The following is a 15140-nucleotide window of genomic DNA, read 5'->3' as shown; positions in this document are numbered from 1 at the left end:
CATGGGACGCATCATCTGTTGCGGTCTCGGCCCCGGCGATCCCGATCTGATGAGCGTGCGCGCCGATCGCACGGTTCGCGGCGCTAGCCACGTCGCCTATTTCCGCAAGAAGGGCAGGCCGGGCCAGGCGCGCCGCATCGTCGAGGGCATGCTCGCTGCCGGCGTCACCGAATACCCGATGGAATATCCGGTTACGACCGAGATCGCCTTCGACAGTCCCGACTACGTGCAACTGCTCGCCGGCTTCTACGACGAATGGGCGGAGCGCCTGGCGCGGCTGGCGCGCGCGGTTGATGTCGTCGTGCTCTGCGAAGGCGATCCCTACTTCTACGGCTCCTTCATGCATCTGCACACGCGCCTGCAGGGCCGCGTCGCGATCGAGGTGATCGCCGGCATTCCCGGGATGGTCGGGTGCTGGAACGGCGTCGGTCAGCCGATCGCGCTCGGCGACGACGTGACGACGGTGCTGATGGGCACGCTCCCCGAGGACGAGCTCGAACGGCGCATGCGCGATTCCGATGCGCTCGTCGTCATGAAGACCGGCCGCAATCTCGCAAAGGTGCGCCGCGCGCTCGCAGCCGCCGGCCGTCTCGACGACGCCTGGCTGGTCGAGCGCGGCACCATGCCGGACGAACGCGTGGTGCGGCTCGCCGAGATCGATGCCGCCGATTGCCCCTATTTCGCGATCGTGCTGGTGCACGGCAAGGGCCGGCATCTGGACCCTGCCGAATGACGGGCACGCTGACCATCGCGGGCCTCGGGCCGGGCAGCGAGGCGCTGGTGACGCCGGAAGTTTCGGCGGCACTTGCAGCCGCGACCGACATTCTGGGCTATGCGCCCTATGTCGCGCGGGTGCCGCCGCGACCTGGGCTCAGGCTGCACCCGTCGGACAACCGCGAAGAGTTGCAGCGCGCGAGCGAAGCCTTGCGGTTGGCGGCCGAAGGCGGGCAGGTCGTCGTCGTCTCCTCCGGCGATCCCGGCGTGTTCGCGATGGCCTCGGCTGTGTTCGAGGCGCTCGAACGGGCGCCGCAATGGCAGGCGCTGTCGATCCGCGTGCTGCCTGGTATCACCGCGATGCTTGCGGCGGCCGCGCGTGCCGGCGCGCCCCTCGGCCACGATTTCTGCGCGATCAATCTCTCCGACAATCTCAAGCCGTGGGCGGTGATCGAGAAACGCCTCCGCCTCGCGGCGGAAGCGGATTTTGCCATTGCGATGTACAATCCGCGCTCGGCGAGCAGGCCGGAAGGATTTGGCCGCGCGCTTGCGGTGCTTCGTGAGGCAGGCTGCGGCGGGCGCCTCGTGATCTTCGCGCGCGCGATCAGCACGGCTGACGAGAAGATCGAGACCGTGACGCTGAACGAGGCGACGCCTGAAATGGCCGACATGCGCACGCTCGTGATCGTCGGCAATTCGCAGACGCGCCGCGTCGGCCACTGGGTCTATGCGCCGAGGCGGGTAGAATGACCGAGCCACTGCATGATCTCGGCCACGCTCTCGACCCGCGGCCGCTCGGGCAGTTGCGGTCGCGAGATCATGACCACGGGCAGGCCGAGCATGCGGGCCGCGTCGATCTTGGCGCGCGCGCCGTCACCGCCGGAATTGCGGGCGACGATCCAGGCGATGCCGCGCGTGCGCAGCATCTCCAGTTCGCTTGGAAGCGTGAACGGTCCACGCGACACGATCACATCGGCGGCGAAGGGCAGGGGCGCTTCGGGCGGATCGACGAAGCGCAGCGTATAGGTGTGCTGTGGCTTGCTCGCGAACGGCGCGATGTGCTGGCGGCCGATGGCGACGAACACGTTTGTCGGCACGTCAGGCAGCGCGGCGACGGCCGCGTTGACATCGCGCGTTTCGATCCAGTTATCGCCGGGCGCTCTCGTCCAGGGCGCGCGTTCCAGTGCGATCAACGGCGCGCCGGTTTCCGCACACGCCTCGACCGCGTTCCGGCTCATCTCGGCTGCGAAGGGATGCGTTGCGTCGATCACATGGGTGATACTTTCGCGGCGAATGTAATCGGCCAGCCCGCTCACGCCGCCGAAACCGCCGATGCGGGTCGGCAGCGGCTGGTCGGCCGGCGCGCGGGTGCGGCCGCCATAGGAATAGACGGCGCCGATGCCGGCACGCGCGATCTCCGCTGCGAGCAGGCTCGCATCGGCCGTTCCGCCCAGAATGAGGGCGCGCGTCATGTCTGATCCCTGGCTGACCATCATCGGTATCGGCGAAGATGGCCTTGCCGGGCTGTCCGAGGCAAGCCGAAAGGCGCTTGCCAAGGCTGAAACCGTGTTCGGCGGTGAGCGCCATCTCGCGCTTGCGGAGGTTGGCAGCCGCGGCCGCCCGTGGCCGGTGCCGTTCGACGCAAGGATCGTGCTGAGCTGCCGTGGCCGGCCGACGGCGGTGCTCGCTTCCGGCGATCCGTTCTGGCATGGCGCCGGCGCGAGCCTCGCCGAGATGCTTGATGGCGGCGAGTGGATCGCGCACCCAGCGCCGTCGACATTCTCGCTCGCGGCGGCGCGGCTGGGCTGGCGCCTCGAATCTACCGTCTGCCTCGGGCTTCACGCCGCACCGTTCGAGCGTCTCGGTCCGCATCTGGCGCGAGGGGTGCGCATCATCTGCCTCGTGCGCGATGGGAAAGCGGCTGACGATCTTGCAAGGTGGTTGAGCGAGCACGGGTGGGGCGCCTCGGCCTTCTGGATACTCGCCGCCCTCGGTGGCCCGCGCGAAAGCATCAGAGAATATCGCGCCGATAGTCTTGCCGGTGATCTCGCTGGAAACCTCGTCACCGTCGCCGTCGAGGCGAAGGGAGGCCAGGGCATTCCCCGCAGTTCGGGATTGTCGGACGATCTCTTCGTCCATGACGGCCAGATCACCAAGCGGCCGCTGCGCGCGCTCGCCCTCTCGGCGCTGGCGCCGCGGCCCGGCGAACGGCTGTGGGACGTCGGCGCCGGTTCGGGTTCGATCTCAGTGGAGTGGGGGCTGTGCGGTGGGACGGCCACGGCCATCGAGCTGCGCGAAGATCGCGCCGCGAACATTCGCAGCAATGCAGCCGCGTTTGGATTGGCGCATCGGATCAGCATCGTTTCGGGGAAGGCGCCCGAAGCCCTTGCTGCGCTGGATCCACCGGATGCCGTCTTCATCGGCGGCGGCCTTGATGGCATGATGTTCGATGCCATCTGGTCGCGGCTCTCTATAGGTGCGCGGCTGGTTGCACACTCGGTCACACTGGAGACGGAAGCGCTGCTCGGCGAACTCCATCAGCGCCATGGCGGCGAGCTGATGCGGCTCGAAATCGCGCATGCGGCTCCCCTCGGTCGCTACCGCTCCTGGGAGGCGACGCGGCCGGTGGTGCAATGGAGTGCGGTCCGATGAAAGTCGCCGGTCTGGGATTCAAGAGCGATGTGACGCTCGCCTCGCTGCGCGAGGCGCTCGTGACGGCTGGCGGCCCCGAAGGTCTTGCGGCATTTGCGACCGTCAGCGACAAGGCCGACGCGGAGGCGCTGAAGCAGCTCGCGCGCGAATGCGGCCTACCGATCAAGGCCGTTCCGGCCGACAGGCTGGCCGGCATCGACACGCCGACGCAGTCAAAACGCGTCCTGGAAAAGCTCGGGACGGGATCGCTCGCCGAAGCAGCCGCGCTCGCAGCCGCCGGTCCCCGCGCGCGGCTGATTGCGACACGCGTTGTCTCGCGGGATCGCACCGCGACCGCCGCGATCGCAGAAGGAGACGGCGCATGACGGTCCATTTCATTGGCGCCGGCCCGGGCGCGCCCGATTTGCTGACGCTGCGCGGCCGCGATCTGATCGCGGCCTGTCCGGTCTGTCTCTATGCTGGCTCGCTGGTGCCGGAGGGCGTGCTGGCGCATTGCCCACCGGGTGCACGCGTCGTCAACACCGCGCCGCTGTCGCTCGACGAGATCATCGCGGAGATCGCCGCCGCGCATGCGGAAGGAAAGGATGTCGCGCGGCTGCATTCCGGCGACCTCTCGATCTGGTCGGCGATGGGCGAGCAGCTCCGCCGCCTGCGCGCGCTCGGCATTCCCTGTTCGGTCACGCCGGGCGTGCCGGCCTTCTCAGCTGCTGCCGCTGCGCTGGGAGCCGAACTGACGCTGCCGGGTCTTGCCCAGACGGTCGTGCTGACGCGCACGCCGGGGCGGGCCAGCGCAATGCCCGAAGGCGAGAAGCTCGCCGCATTCGCCGCGACCGGCGCGGTGCTCGCGATCCATCTGTCAATCCACTTGCTCGACAAGGTCGTGGCCGAGCTGATGCCGCATTACGGCGCGGACTGCCTGGTCGCAATCGTCTGGCGCGCGAGCTGGCCGGACCAGCGCATCGTCCGTGCGACACTGGGCACGCTCGATACGGCTGTGGGCGGCGAGATGGAGCGCACCGCGCTGATCCTGGTCGGCAGGACGCTTGGCGCAGCGGATTTCGACGAGAGCCGTCTCTATGCCGCCGACTACGACCGCCGCTATCGGCCGGTCGGCGCCGAGCCGCGTTTTCCGGAGGCATCGTGATGGCCGCAGCGCTCGTCATCTCCGCGCCGGCCTCCGGCGTCGGCAAGACCACGCTGACGCTGGCGCTCGCCCGCGCCTGGCGCAATCGCGGATTGAACGTGCAGTGCTTCAAGAGCGGGCCGGATTACATCGATCCCGCGTTCCACGCCGCCGCAACGGGCCGCGCCTCCGTCAACGTCGACAGCTGGGCGATGGATCGCGGCACCATCGCGCATCTCGTCAGCCGCGCTGCCGACGCCGACGTCGTGCTCGCCGAGGGCTCGATGGGCCTGTTCGACGGTGTCGCCGCGCGCGGCGTCTCCGGCACCGGTGCCACCGCCGACATTGCGGAGATGCTGGGCTGGCCGGTGGTTTTGGTGATCGATCCATCCGGACAAGCGCAGACGGCGGCTGCGATCGCCGCGGGCCTTCGCGACTACCGCCCCGGCGTGCGACTTGCCGGCGTCGTGCTCAACCGCGTCGCCAGCCCGCGCCACGAAGACCTGGTGCGGCGTGCGCTCGACGACATCGGCATCGCGGTGTTCGGCGCGCTGCCGCGTCATGCCGAGATCAGCCTGCCGAAGCGGCATCTCGGCCTGGTGCAGGCCGAGGAGCGGGCCGAGATCGGCAAGCTGATCGACGAGGCCGCGCGCTTCGTCGCCGAGCATGTCGATCTCGATGCCGTGTTGCGATCGGCGGCTCGCTGGTCGCCGCAGCCTGCCGCGAACGGTCTCAACGTGGCGCCACCCGGGCAACGCATTGCGCTCGCCCGCGATGCGGCTTTCTCCTTCGTCTATCCGCATATGCTGGAGGCCTGGCGCGCGGCGGGCGCCGAGATCTCGACATTCTCGCCGCTTGCCGATGAAGTGCCTGACGCGAGCGCCGACGTCTGCTGGCTTCCTGGCGGCTATCCTGAACTGCACGCCGGCAGGATCGCGGCCAATGCGCGCTTTCGAAGCGGCCTGCGCGCCTTCGCCGAGACACGGCCGGTGCACGGCGAGTGCGGAGGCTATATGGTTCTGGGCACGGGCCTCACCGATGCCGACGGAGTCAGCCATGAGATGACGGGGCTGCTTGGCCTCGAGACCAGCTTTGCAAAGCGCCGCATGCATCTGGGCTATCGCCTTGCCGAGCTGGCTGCGCCGATGCCGGGGCATCAGCCCGGCGCACGCCTGCGCGGCCACGAGTTCCACTATTCGACCATCGTCGCGCAGCCGGATGCGCCGCTGGCGGTCGTGCACGATGCGACGGGCGCCGTCGTGGCCGAGACCGGCTCGCGGCGCGGCCACGCCACCGGTACGTTCTTTCATCTGATCGCGGAGGACCGGTGAGAGGATTCGTGTCATTCATCTCCGCCGGCCCCGGTGATCCCGAGCTCCTCACCGTGAAGGGCGCCGCGCGGCTGCGCGAGGCCGACGTCGTGCTCTATGACGACCTCGCCTCCGGCGCGATCCTGGATCTGGCCCGGCCCGGCGCCAATCTCGTCGCGGTGGGAAAACGGGCGGGGCGGCCCTCGACCAAGCAGCACCACGTCAACCGTCTCCTGGTCGACTATGCCGCGACAGGCGCGCGCGTGGTGCGGCTCAAGTCCGGCGATGCCGGCATTTTCGGCCGGCTCGAGGAGGAGCTGGAGACGCTGCGCGAGGCCGGCATCGGCTACGAGATCGTTCCCGGCGTCACATCCGCCTGCGTCGCCGCCGCCCAGGCCGGCATTCCCCTGACCCGTCGGCATACCTCCCGCCGGGTGCAGTTCATCACGGGTGCCGATGTCAGCGGCGAGCTGCCGTCCAACCTGAACTGGGCGGCGCTGGCCGATCCCGAGGCCACGACCGTGGTCTATATGGGCCGGCGCACCTTTCCGACGCTTGCCGCAAAATTGATCGCACACGGCCTCGCTCCGAACACGCCCGCACTGTTTGCCGAATCCCTCGGTCGTCCCGACGAGCGGCTCGTCCGCACCACCATTGCCGAGCTCGCCGAGCAGCTTGCGCGGGGCGGCGCCGCGTCCACGGCGGCCGTGATCCTGTTCGGCGCACTGGCAGGGGATTATCCGTCATGACGGCGGCGGTCGCCCTTCGCCTCTTGACGCCCGGCTCGCGAAAGGCGCACACAGGAGAGGCATGGTGCTCGTCGCGGCGCAAAGCGCCGGAGCATAATCGGGAATGGGGGTGGGCGGACCAAGTTGCGGCGCCCAAAACCCCAGCCGCCCCCGCGACTGTAAGCGGTGAGGGGCTCCTATCAGCCACTGGGCCGAAAGGTTCGGGAAGGCCGGAGAACCCCAGTGAACCGCGAGCCAGGAGACCGGCCCTGCACGTTTTGAGACCAAGGCCGTCGGGTGTGACGGCAGGAAGGAATTGAGCCATGCATATCGAACCGGGAATCGTCACGGGCGCCAAGCTCGTACTGAGTTACGCAACCGGCATCGCCGCAGGCGGCGTTGCGCTGAAGCTTACGGCCGAAACCGTCCGCGCGCAGGGCGTCGGCTCGTTCGCCACGCGCACGCTCGCCACCACGGGCCTCGTCTTCACCTTCTTCCAGGTCCTGCCGCACTTCCCGGTCGGCGTCTCCGAAGTGCACTTCATCCTCGGCTCGACCTTGTTCCTGCTCTTTGGTGCTGCGCCCGCCGCCTTCGGCCTCGCATTTGGCCTGCTGCTCCAGGGTCTGTTGTTCGAGCCCGCTGACCTGCCGCAATATGGCATGAACGTCACCACGCTGCTGGTGCCGCTGTTCGCGATCCAGGCCATCGCCACGCGCATCATTTCGCGCAACACCGCCTATGTCGATCTGAAGTACGGTCAGGCGCTGGCGCTGTCGACGACTTATCAAGCGGGTGTTGTCGCCTGGGTGGCGTTCTGGGCGCTCTACGGCTCCGGTTTTGCCATGAGCAACCTCGCCAACATCGCGACCTTCGCGGCCTCCTACGCGCTGGTCATCGTGATCGAGCCGCTGGCAGACCTCGCGGTGCTGGCGCTGGCGAAGTCGCTGCGCGGCGTCACCGCGCCCGGCCTCGTCACTCCGCGCCTGCACAACGGCGCCTGAGAGACAAGCGAACGGGCGGCCGCTGCGGCCGCCCGTCGCGCTCGCGATGCTCACGCTCTCCCTGATAGGCATCGGTTGCGGCGATCCCGAGCAGCTCACGCGCGCCGCGATCGGTGCCATCAATGCGGCCGACCTCGTCCTGATCCCGCGCAAGGGGGCTGCGAAGTCCGATCTCGCCGATCTCAGGCGAACGATCTGCGCGGACGTGCTCACCAGCGATACGACAGCCATCGCCGAATTCGATCTTCCTGTGCGCGACACCGGTGAAGCCGATTACCGCAAGGGCGTGGACGATTGGCACGATGCGGTTGCCGCATCCTGGTCGCAGACGATCGCGAGGCATCTCGAAGGTGACGGCAAGGTTGCGCTGCTGATCTGGGGCGATCCGTCGCTCTACGATTCCTCGCTACGCATTGCACGCCGGCTGAATCCGTTGCCGAAGATCGAAGTCGTGCCCGGCATCACATCGATCCAGGCGCTGTGCGCGGCGCATGCGCTGCCGCTCAACGATATCGGCGAACCTTTCCTGGTCACGACGGGGCGGCGCTTGCGTGAAGGCGGCTGGCCGCAAGGTGTCGATACCGTGGTGGTGATGCTCGACGGCGGCACGGCGTTCCAGTCGCTCGATCCAGAGCGTTTGCATATCTGGTGGGGCGCCTATCTCGGCATGCCCGACCAGATCATCATGTCCGGCGCGCTCGCCGAGATCGGTCCGCACATCGTGACAGCGCGACAGGAAGCGCGCGAGCGGCACGGCTGGATCATGGACAGCTATATTCTCAAGCGCAGGGCGTAAGCGAGGCAGCATGCTTCCCGAATGGGTTTACCGGAACTGCCCCGAGGTCTCCGCGGTCCATCGCGAGGCGGCCATTGCGCGGCAGGCGCAACTGACAAAGCCGACCGGCGCGCTCGGCCGGCTCGAGCAGCTCGCGATCGAGCTTGCGGGCTTGCAGGCGACCGAAGAGCCGCGCGCCTCGCGGGTGCCGATCATCATCTTCGCCGGCGATCACGGCATCGTCGCGCAGGGCGTGTCGGCCTATCCGCAAGCCGTGACGATCGCGATGATGGCGAATTTTGCCTCCGGCGGCGCGGCGATCTCGGTGCTGGCGCGTGAACTGGGTTCGAGCCTGGAGGTGGTCGACGCCGGCACGCTGGCCCGGGAGCAGATGGCGGGAATCGTCACCGATAAGCCGCGCAGCGGCACGCGCGACTTCAGCGTCGAAGCTGCGCTCACGCCCGCGGACCTCGCCTTTGCCTTCGAGGCCGGCCGGCGTGCGGTGCTGCGCGCCGGGGCCGGTCGGCCGGATCTCCTCATCCTCGGCGAGATGGGCATCGGCAACACCACGACCTCAGCGGCGATCGCGGCGAGCCTGCTTGGTGTGAGTGCCGGGGAGATCGCGGGCGGCGGCACCGGCGTCGATGCGGCCGGCCGCGCGCACAAGGCACGGGTGATCGATGCGGCGATCGCACGCCACGGTGTCGCCGGAGCGTCGGTCGAGCAGATCCTGTGCGCCGTCGGCGGCCTCGAGATCGCGGCGATCTCAGGCGCGATCATTGCGGCCGCGCAAGCCCGCATTCCGGTGTTGATCGACGGCTTCATCGTGTCCGTCGCGGCGCTGGCGGCGGCGCGTCTCAATCCGTCCTGCCAGCCGTTCCAGCTCGCCTCGCATCAATCGGCGGAGCAGGGGCATCGGCTGGTGCTGCGCGCGCTGAACGTTCAGCCGCTGATCAGCCTCGATCTCAGGCTCGGCGAGGGATCCGGGGCGGCCATCGCGCTGCCGCTGGTCCGCGCGGCCTGCGCGCTTCACAACGGCATGGCGACGTTCGCGCAGGCCAATGTGCCGGATCGCCGGGCCTGATGCGGCTCAAGCCACGCGCTGGTTGACGGAGACGACGCGCCAGCCCGCCGCGAGCCGGTCGATCCGGGTCAGCGACAGCGGATCGATCACGAAGCGCAAGGCGGCCTGCGGCGTCAGGTCCAGTGCGATGCAGAGTGCGGCGCGGATGGTGCCGGAATGCACGACGAGCGCAGCCGATCCGGCTCCGATCCGCGACAGACCCAGCCGGACACGGGCGACCTGATCCGCAAAGCTTTCGCCGTTCGGCGGCCGTCCGTGCGCCGGATCGTGCCAGAACTGCGCGTAAGTCTCGCCACCGGTCGCGGCGAGCTCGTCATGCCGGCGGCCGGTCCAGTCGCCGAAATCCTGCTCGCGGAATTCGCCGACCAATTCCGGTTCGCACCCCAGTGCGCGCGCGGTCTCGACCGTGCGCCGCGACGGGCTGGCATAGCTGGTGGCATCCGGCGGCAAATGCTGCCGCAGAGCCACCAGCGCTGCGTGATCGCCGAGATCCGCCCGCGCATCCGCCGCATGGATCGTCCCCGCCACGCCCGCGACGGCCGCATGCCGTATCAGCCAGAGGAAGGTCTCGCCTTCCATGCTCATCTCCAGGGAAGTTGGTCGCTGTGGCCACAACGCCGCAACTGGCGCATTGACTCTGTCATGATGGTAATCCTAGATGATTGCGACGGTTTCCCCGAGAGGGAATGAAAAGGGAATGCGGTGCGGGGAAACTTGTCCCCAATGCCGCGGCTGCCCCCGCAACTGTAAGCGGTGAATCCTTCGTCACAAGCCACTGGGTCCTCGGTCCCGGGAAGGCGACGAAGCGGTCACGACCCGCGAGCCAGGAGACCTGCCGTCAGCCGTGGTCACACGCGAAGATGTCGGTCGGGGAGTACAGACATTCGGCTTCATCGGACGGCCTGAAAGGCCAACAGATGAAACCTCGTTCGCTGTGACGTGCCACTGACGTCATACCGAGGTTTCGTATCGTGTCTTCCATCTGTATCTTACGGCCGAGCCGTTTCCTGCTCGCCTCCGCTGCATTCACGTCGTTTGTCATCGCCGACAGGACTGCCGCCTTGGCGCAGCAGGTCCGCGAACCCCTGCCGCCGGTCGAGGTCTCGCCTGCTGAAGCCGGCAGGCAGGCCAAGCCGGCCAACCGTGACGCGCAGCGCGCGCGCCGTGCAGCTGCACGCCGGCCAGCGACCGCATCGGCTCCGCCCAAGCCCAGCGCGCCAAACGCGCCAGCGCAGACGCCGCTCAACAGCAATGTCGTGGCCGAAAGCGCCTCGCGGCTCGGCCTGACGGTGCGCGAAACGCCCGCGACGGTCGAGGTGATCTCCGCCCAGACCATGCGCGAGCAGGGCTATCGAACGGTCTCAGAGGTGGCGCAGGGTGCCGTCGGCGTCACCTCCGGCGACAATCCGGCCGAGCCCGCGGCGTTTTCCATGCGTGGCTTCACCAACAGCCAGATCAATACGCTCTACAACGGCATCAAGATCGGCCCGCAGAACATGACCTCGCGGATCACCGACACCGCCAATCTGCAGGCCGTGGAGTTCCTGAAGGGGCCGGCCTCGCTGATGTCAGGTGAGGGTGCCGCCGGCGGCACCATCAACTTCGTCACCAAGCAGCCGCACACCGGACCGATCCGGAACGAAGCCGAGTTCTCCTGGGACTCGCTCAACTCATTCCGCGCGCATTACGGTTCGGGCGGGAGCACCAATGTGCAAGGGCTGGACTATCGCTTCGACATCAGTCGTTCCACGCTCAACGGCTTTGCCGACGACACCAACGTCAAGACGTTCGGCACGTCCGGCCAGCTCGACTACCGCATCTCCGATAGTCTCAAGATCTGGGGCGCGCTCGAGTACCGCGAGGATCGCTCCAAGGCCTATTGGGGCGCGCCGCTGGTGCCGGTCGCTTTCAGCGGCTCGCATGCAACGACGGGGATCGTCTCCGGCAACTACGTCTCGAACTACAACAAGACCAATCTTGGCGCGGTCACCATCGACGACCGCACCTTCAACACCAATTACAACGTCCTCGACAACCGCAACGTGGCGCAGGAGGTCTGGCTGCGCGGCGGCTTTGAGCTGAAGCTCGCTCCTGACCTGACATTGAAGAGCCAGGCCTATGGCTATGGTGCAGAACGGAGCTGGTTCAACAACGAGATCGAGGCGTTCAACTCCACCACGAACCTGGTCGATCGCGAGCGCTTCTATGTCGCGCACAGCCAGCGCCTGGTCGGCAACATCACCGATTTGACCTGGGACGCGAACATCGCAGGCTTCGACAACCGGCTGGTCACGACCTTGTCGTCGAGCTATCTCGATTTCGTCAGGCCGGGCGCGGCAAATTTTCCCGGCGATTCCGTTTCGCTGGTCGATCCCAATCGCGGCTACTACGGCCTGCTCACGACCCAGCAGCAGACCGCGCGCATCGACAACGAAGCGCTCTCGTTCGAGGACAGGCTGAAGCTCACGCGCAGCTTCGCGCTGGTCGGCGGCCTCCGCGTCGAGCATATCGGGCTCGACCGCAATTCGACCAACGTGAGCGGGCAGGAGAAGGCAGGCTTCCCGTTCACGAAAGACTGGGCGCCGGTGACGGGCCGTATCGGCTACACCTGGGAGGCCGTTCCCGGCCTGACCTTCTTCAGTCAGTACGCCACCGGCGCCGACGTCGCGGCCAACAACATCTTCCTGCTCTCGCCCACACAGCGGCTCGATCTCACGACTGCGCGCACCTACGAGACCGGCGTCAAGCATCTGTTCTGGGACAACAGGGCGGAATGGTCGTTCTCGGCCTACGACATCCTGCGCAAGAACGTCTATGCGGCGGCCGGCGGCATGCAGCTCAACATCGCCGGACGGCAGGAGTCCAGGGGCGTCGAGCTCGCTGCGGCGGTGCGGCCGATCGAGCCGCTTCGGCTGTGGGGCAACATCGCCTATGTCGACGCGCGCTATGCCGACTACGATTTCGTCGGCGGCTCGTTCTCCGGCAACACGCCGCCGAACGTGCCGCGAATCGTGGCCAATGCCGGCGCGTCGTATCGGTTTTTCACGCCCTGGCCGGTGGAACTCGGCATCACCGGCCGCCATGTCGGCGACCGCTACAACACCGATGCCAACGTCGTGACGATGAAGGCGTACACGGTGGCCGACGTCTATGCCTTCGTCGACATTCCCAAGACGGTGTTCAATGCGGTGGACCGGGCCCGCCTGACCTTCCGCATCCGCAACATCACCGACAAGCGCTATGCGATTTGGGGCGATCCGTTCTACCCCGACCAGATCCTGCTGGGCGCGCCGCGCACCTACGAGATCTCGGCCGCGTTCAAATGGTAGGACGCTGAACGCATGATGGGCGCGATCGTCCTCTCGCACCGCTGGCTCGGGATCGCGTTCTGCCTTCTGTTTGCGATGTGGTTCGCGACCGGGATCGTGATGCACTTCGTTCCGTTTCCGTCGCTGACGGAAGCGGAGCGGTTTGCCGGGCTCGCGCCGGTGGATCCCGGCAAGATCAGGATTTCGGTCGGAGACGCCGTGGCCGCGAGCGGGATCGCGGATGCCACGCGCGTGCGGCTGATCCAGCGGAGCGACGGACCGGTCTACATCGCGTCGGGACCGACGCGTTCCAGAGCGGTGCGCGCCTCCGACGGGCAGGATGCATCGGTGATCTCCGCCGATGCCGCGCTCGCCATCGTGCGAGCTCACGCCCGTCAGCGCGGGCTCGACGCAGCACACGCCACGATCGCCGGGCATTCCGACTACGATCAATGGAGTGTACCGAATGGATTCGATCGCCACCGGCCGTTGTTCCGCGCTGCCCTCGGCGATGCCGCCGGGACGGAGATCTATGTCTCGTCATCGACCGGCGAGGTGGTGCTTGACACGACGCGCAGCGAGCGCGCCTGGAATTGGGCCGGCAGTGTTCTGCACTGGATCTATCCCACGGTTCTGCGCAGCAACTGGGCGCTGTGGGATGGGGTGGTCTGGACCTTGTCGCTGCTCGCATTGATCGCAGCATTGCTTGGTGCGGTGCTCGGGATCGCGCGGGTGAAGATTCGAGGACGTCTGATCTCCTCCCCCTATCGTAGCTGGCATGCCTTGCACCACCTCATTGGCCTCGCGGCGATGCTCTTCGTGCTGAGCTGGATCTTCAGCGGCTGGCTCTCGATGGATCACGGGCGGCTGTTTTCGCGCGGGCAGTTGACCCCGGCCGAGGCCGGCGTGATCAACGGTGCGCCGGATTGGAGGGAGGCCGCATCGCTCGATAGCCAGTCAATATTCTCCTCGGCCCGCGAGGTCGAATGGTTCGGCTTCAACGGCACTGTCTATCGGCGCGACCGGGTCGCGCTTGGCGGTCAGAGATTGATCAGGGCAGGGGATCTGCCGCACGATCAGCCGACGGCGCTTCTCAGCGCGCGCGAACTGTCGGCATTGACGGCGCGCCTCGCCCCGCGCTGCGACGCACCGTCCGTCGTCGCCGATGACGATTTTTACAGCGTGCGATCAGCTGTCCCGGGTTCACCTGTCTACCGATTGCGCTGTGGCGAGCTCTGGTTCGACATCGATGGCGCGGAAGGCCGCGTGCTGCAACGGCTGGATGCGTCGCGGCGCGCCTATCGCTGGGCCTACAGCGCGTTGCATACGCTGGACTTTCCCGCTCTCATGGCACACCCGCGTCTGCGTGACGTCTTGATCGTTGGCCTCTGCGCGCTCGGGCTGGCATTCTCGATCACGGGCATCGTCATCGGCTGGCGGCGTTTGCGTCAATCCAATCCTGTCTTGCCCGGCGCCCAGTAGGCCTTGGTCCTCATCCGCGATGTTGCGACGCCGGCCGCTTTCAGGGCCCGGCTGATGCGCTGGATCGACGACGCCTTGCCGGTCAGGACGAAATGCGCGCTTGCGGAAAAGCGCAGCAGTTCGGCCTCGACGGCTGCGAGATGGGCATCCTCGGCGCTGCGCGTGATCAGTGTCGCACTGCCGAGACCGATCGCCGCCAGAACCGGACCTGCTTCTGCGGCATCCGAAACTTCGAACACGTGGATTGTGCCGCCCGCCTGTCGGCTCTCCTGGAGTGCCGAAGCAAGGCCGAATGAGGTTTCATCGCCGAACACAACTATGGGCGGTTCTCCCGCGGAAGGTTCGAGTGAGCGGCGCGGGCCGAAGAGCCAGCATATGTCGCCTTCCTGTAAACTGCTTGCCCATCGGCTGCCAGGACCGCTGCCGTGCGCGAAAGCCAGCAATGTCGTGCGTCCGTTCTCCGCGTCCCACGACATCGGCGTGTAGGTTCGCGCGCTCAGGCCGGATCCCATCGCGATCTGGATCTTCTGACCCACGGTCCAAGCGAGGCCCTTGAGGGCGTCGCCCTCGAGCGCGATCGACCGAAAGCGGGGCGAGAGCACCTCGATCCCGGCGATGCGCGCGGGGCGCATCAGCCATTGCAGCAACATGCGCGTGACCCGTCCCTGCGGCGGCTTTGATGGCTCGGACATCCGGGGTTGGTCGGGCTCGTTCAAAGCGTGGCTCCAATCATTTCTTCGGGGGAGACATTCAGAAAATTGTCCGCGAGCCCGCGATAGACCCAAGCGAGATCCCTGGTCTCGGATTCGATGAAGTGGCTGATGGCACCCTGCTGATCGGTTGTTTCGCCCATGGCTTGCATCAGTGGCGCATCGACCGCCTCCGCTTCCCGATGAAGACGAAGGAGAACGTCGGCGACAAGGCCTTGGCTGAGGGATTCCATGTTTCTCGGCTCCGGGAGAT

The 15140-nt window shown here is 67.2% G+C and carries 16 protein-coding genes and 2 riboswitches; of the genes, 12 read left to right on the top strand and 4 right to left on the bottom strand.

Going from position 1 to position 15140, the window contains the following annotated elements:
* The first annotated feature begins 1 nt into the window (after window position 1).
* Together XH96_RS25895 and cobJ are read left to right on the top strand one after the other, a co-directional pair.
* A complete protein-coding gene (locus tag XH96_RS25895; RefSeq protein WP_194388254.1) occupies window positions 2-733 on the top strand; it encodes a precorrin-2 C(20)-methyltransferase in 732 nt (243 codons plus the stop codon).
* Window positions 730-1464 (top strand): precorrin-3B C(17)-methyltransferase, encoded by a 735-nt coding sequence (gene cobJ / locus XH96_RS25890; protein ID WP_194388253.1) that lies wholly within the window; start codon window positions 730-732, stop codon window positions 1462-1464. The genes XH96_RS25895 and cobJ overlap by 4 nt, the downstream gene beginning before the upstream one ends.
* Here the strand turns inward: cobJ and XH96_RS25885 are convergent.
* On the bottom strand, window positions 1440-2186 hold the full coding sequence (locus XH96_RS25885; protein WP_194388252.1) for a cobalt-precorrin-6A reductase: 747 nt from the start codon (window positions 2184-2186) through the stop codon (window positions 1440-1442). The two genes, cobJ and XH96_RS25885, sit on opposite strands and share 25 nt — an antisense overlap.
* On the opposite strand from XH96_RS25885, the gene cbiE reads away from it, so the two are divergent.
* The 8 genes from cbiE (at window position 2185) to cobT (ending at window position 9387) form a co-directional block, all read left to right on the top strand.
* Complete coding sequence (gene cbiE / locus XH96_RS25880; protein WP_194388251.1) at window positions 2185-3366, top strand: precorrin-6y C5,15-methyltransferase (decarboxylating) subunit CbiE; 1182 nt, start codon at window positions 2185-2187, stop codon at window positions 3364-3366. The genes XH96_RS25885 and cbiE overlap by 2 nt on opposite strands.
* Window positions 3363-3731: a cobalamin biosynthesis protein gene (locus tag XH96_RS25875; protein ID WP_194388250.1), complete on the top strand. Its 369-nt coding sequence runs from the start codon at window positions 3363-3365 to the stop codon at window positions 3729-3731. Before cbiE ends, XH96_RS25875 begins: the two co-directional genes overlap by 4 nt.
* Window positions 3728-4510 (top strand): precorrin-4 C(11)-methyltransferase, encoded by a 783-nt coding sequence (gene cobM, locus XH96_RS25870; RefSeq protein WP_194388249.1) that lies wholly within the window; start codon window positions 3728-3730, stop codon window positions 4508-4510. The genes XH96_RS25875 and cobM overlap by 4 nt, the downstream gene beginning before the upstream one ends.
* The gene (locus XH96_RS25865) at window positions 4510-5820 is read left to right on the top strand and encodes a cobyrinate a,c-diamide synthase (RefSeq protein WP_194388248.1); all 1311 of its coding nucleotides are present in this window, start codon (window positions 4510-4512) and stop codon (window positions 5818-5820) included. The genes cobM and XH96_RS25865 overlap by 1 nt, the downstream gene beginning before the upstream one ends.
* Complete coding sequence (cobA, locus tag XH96_RS25860; RefSeq protein WP_194388247.1) at window positions 5817-6548, top strand: uroporphyrinogen-III C-methyltransferase; 732 nt, start codon at window positions 5817-5819, stop codon at window positions 6546-6548. The genes XH96_RS25865 and cobA overlap by 4 nt, the downstream gene beginning before the upstream one ends.
* A gap of 45 nt (window positions 6549-6593) precedes the next feature.
* Window positions 6594-6814: riboswitch (cobalamin riboswitch) on the top strand.
* A gap of 36 nt (window positions 6815-6850) precedes the next feature.
* Window positions 6851-7528 carry an energy-coupling factor ABC transporter permease gene (locus tag XH96_RS25855; RefSeq protein WP_194388246.1) on the top strand — a complete coding sequence of 226 codons (678 nt, stop codon included), beginning with the start codon at window positions 6851-6853 and terminating at the stop codon, window positions 7526-7528.
* A 46-nt stretch (window positions 7529-7574) separates the two neighbouring features.
* Window positions 7575-8324 carry a precorrin-6A synthase (deacetylating) gene (cobF, locus tag XH96_RS25850; RefSeq protein ID WP_194388245.1) on the top strand — a complete coding sequence of 250 codons (750 nt, stop codon included), beginning with the start codon at window positions 7575-7577 and terminating at the stop codon, window positions 8322-8324.
* 10 nt (window positions 8325-8334) lie between these two features.
* Window positions 8335-9387, top strand: a complete 1053-nt coding sequence (cobT, locus tag XH96_RS25845) for a nicotinate-nucleotide--dimethylbenzimidazole phosphoribosyltransferase (RefSeq protein ID WP_194388244.1) — start codon at window positions 8335-8337, stop codon at window positions 9385-9387.
* Window positions 9388-9393: 6 nt separating this feature from the next.
* Here the strand turns inward: cobT and XH96_RS25840 are convergent, their stop codons facing one another.
* On the bottom strand, window positions 9394-9966 hold the full coding sequence (locus tag XH96_RS25840; protein ID WP_194388243.1) for a histidine phosphatase family protein: 573 nt from the start codon (window positions 9964-9966) through the stop codon (window positions 9394-9396).
* 72 nt (window positions 9967-10038) lie between these two features.
* A riboswitch (cobalamin riboswitch) is annotated at window positions 10039-10242 on the top strand.
* Between the two features lie 116 nt (window positions 10243-10358).
* Here XH96_RS25840 and XH96_RS25835 point away from each other — a divergent pair.
* Together XH96_RS25835 and XH96_RS25830 are read left to right on the top strand one after the other, a co-directional pair.
* A complete protein-coding gene (locus XH96_RS25835; protein ID WP_194388242.1) occupies window positions 10359-12716 on the top strand; it encodes a TonB-dependent siderophore receptor in 2358 nt (785 codons plus the stop codon).
* 12 nt (window positions 12717-12728) lie between these two features.
* Window positions 12729-14177, top strand: coding sequence for a PepSY domain-containing protein (locus tag XH96_RS25830; RefSeq protein WP_194388241.1), 1449 nt, complete (start codon window positions 12729-12731; stop codon window positions 14175-14177).
* Here XH96_RS25830 and XH96_RS25825 read toward each other — a convergent pair.
* On the bottom strand, window positions 14144-14893 hold the full coding sequence (locus tag XH96_RS25825; RefSeq protein ID WP_246789750.1) for a siderophore-interacting protein: 750 nt from the start codon (window positions 14891-14893) through the stop codon (window positions 14144-14146). The two genes, XH96_RS25830 and XH96_RS25825, sit on opposite strands and share 34 nt — an antisense overlap.
* Window positions 14890-15120, bottom strand: coding sequence for a hypothetical protein (locus XH96_RS25820; RefSeq protein WP_194388240.1), 231 nt, complete (start codon window positions 15118-15120; stop codon window positions 14890-14892). Before XH96_RS25820 ends, XH96_RS25825 begins: the two co-directional genes overlap by 4 nt.
* Window positions 15121-15140 lie beyond the last annotated feature (20 nt).

This window comes from Bradyrhizobium sp. CCBAU 51765, from assembly GCF_015291725.1.
GTDB classification, from domain to species: domain Bacteria; phylum Pseudomonadota; class Alphaproteobacteria; order Rhizobiales; family Xanthobacteraceae; genus Bradyrhizobium; species Bradyrhizobium liaoningense.
The sequence above is the reverse complement of the archived record's forward strand: the minus strand, read 5'-3'. Positions and strand labels throughout refer to the sequence as shown.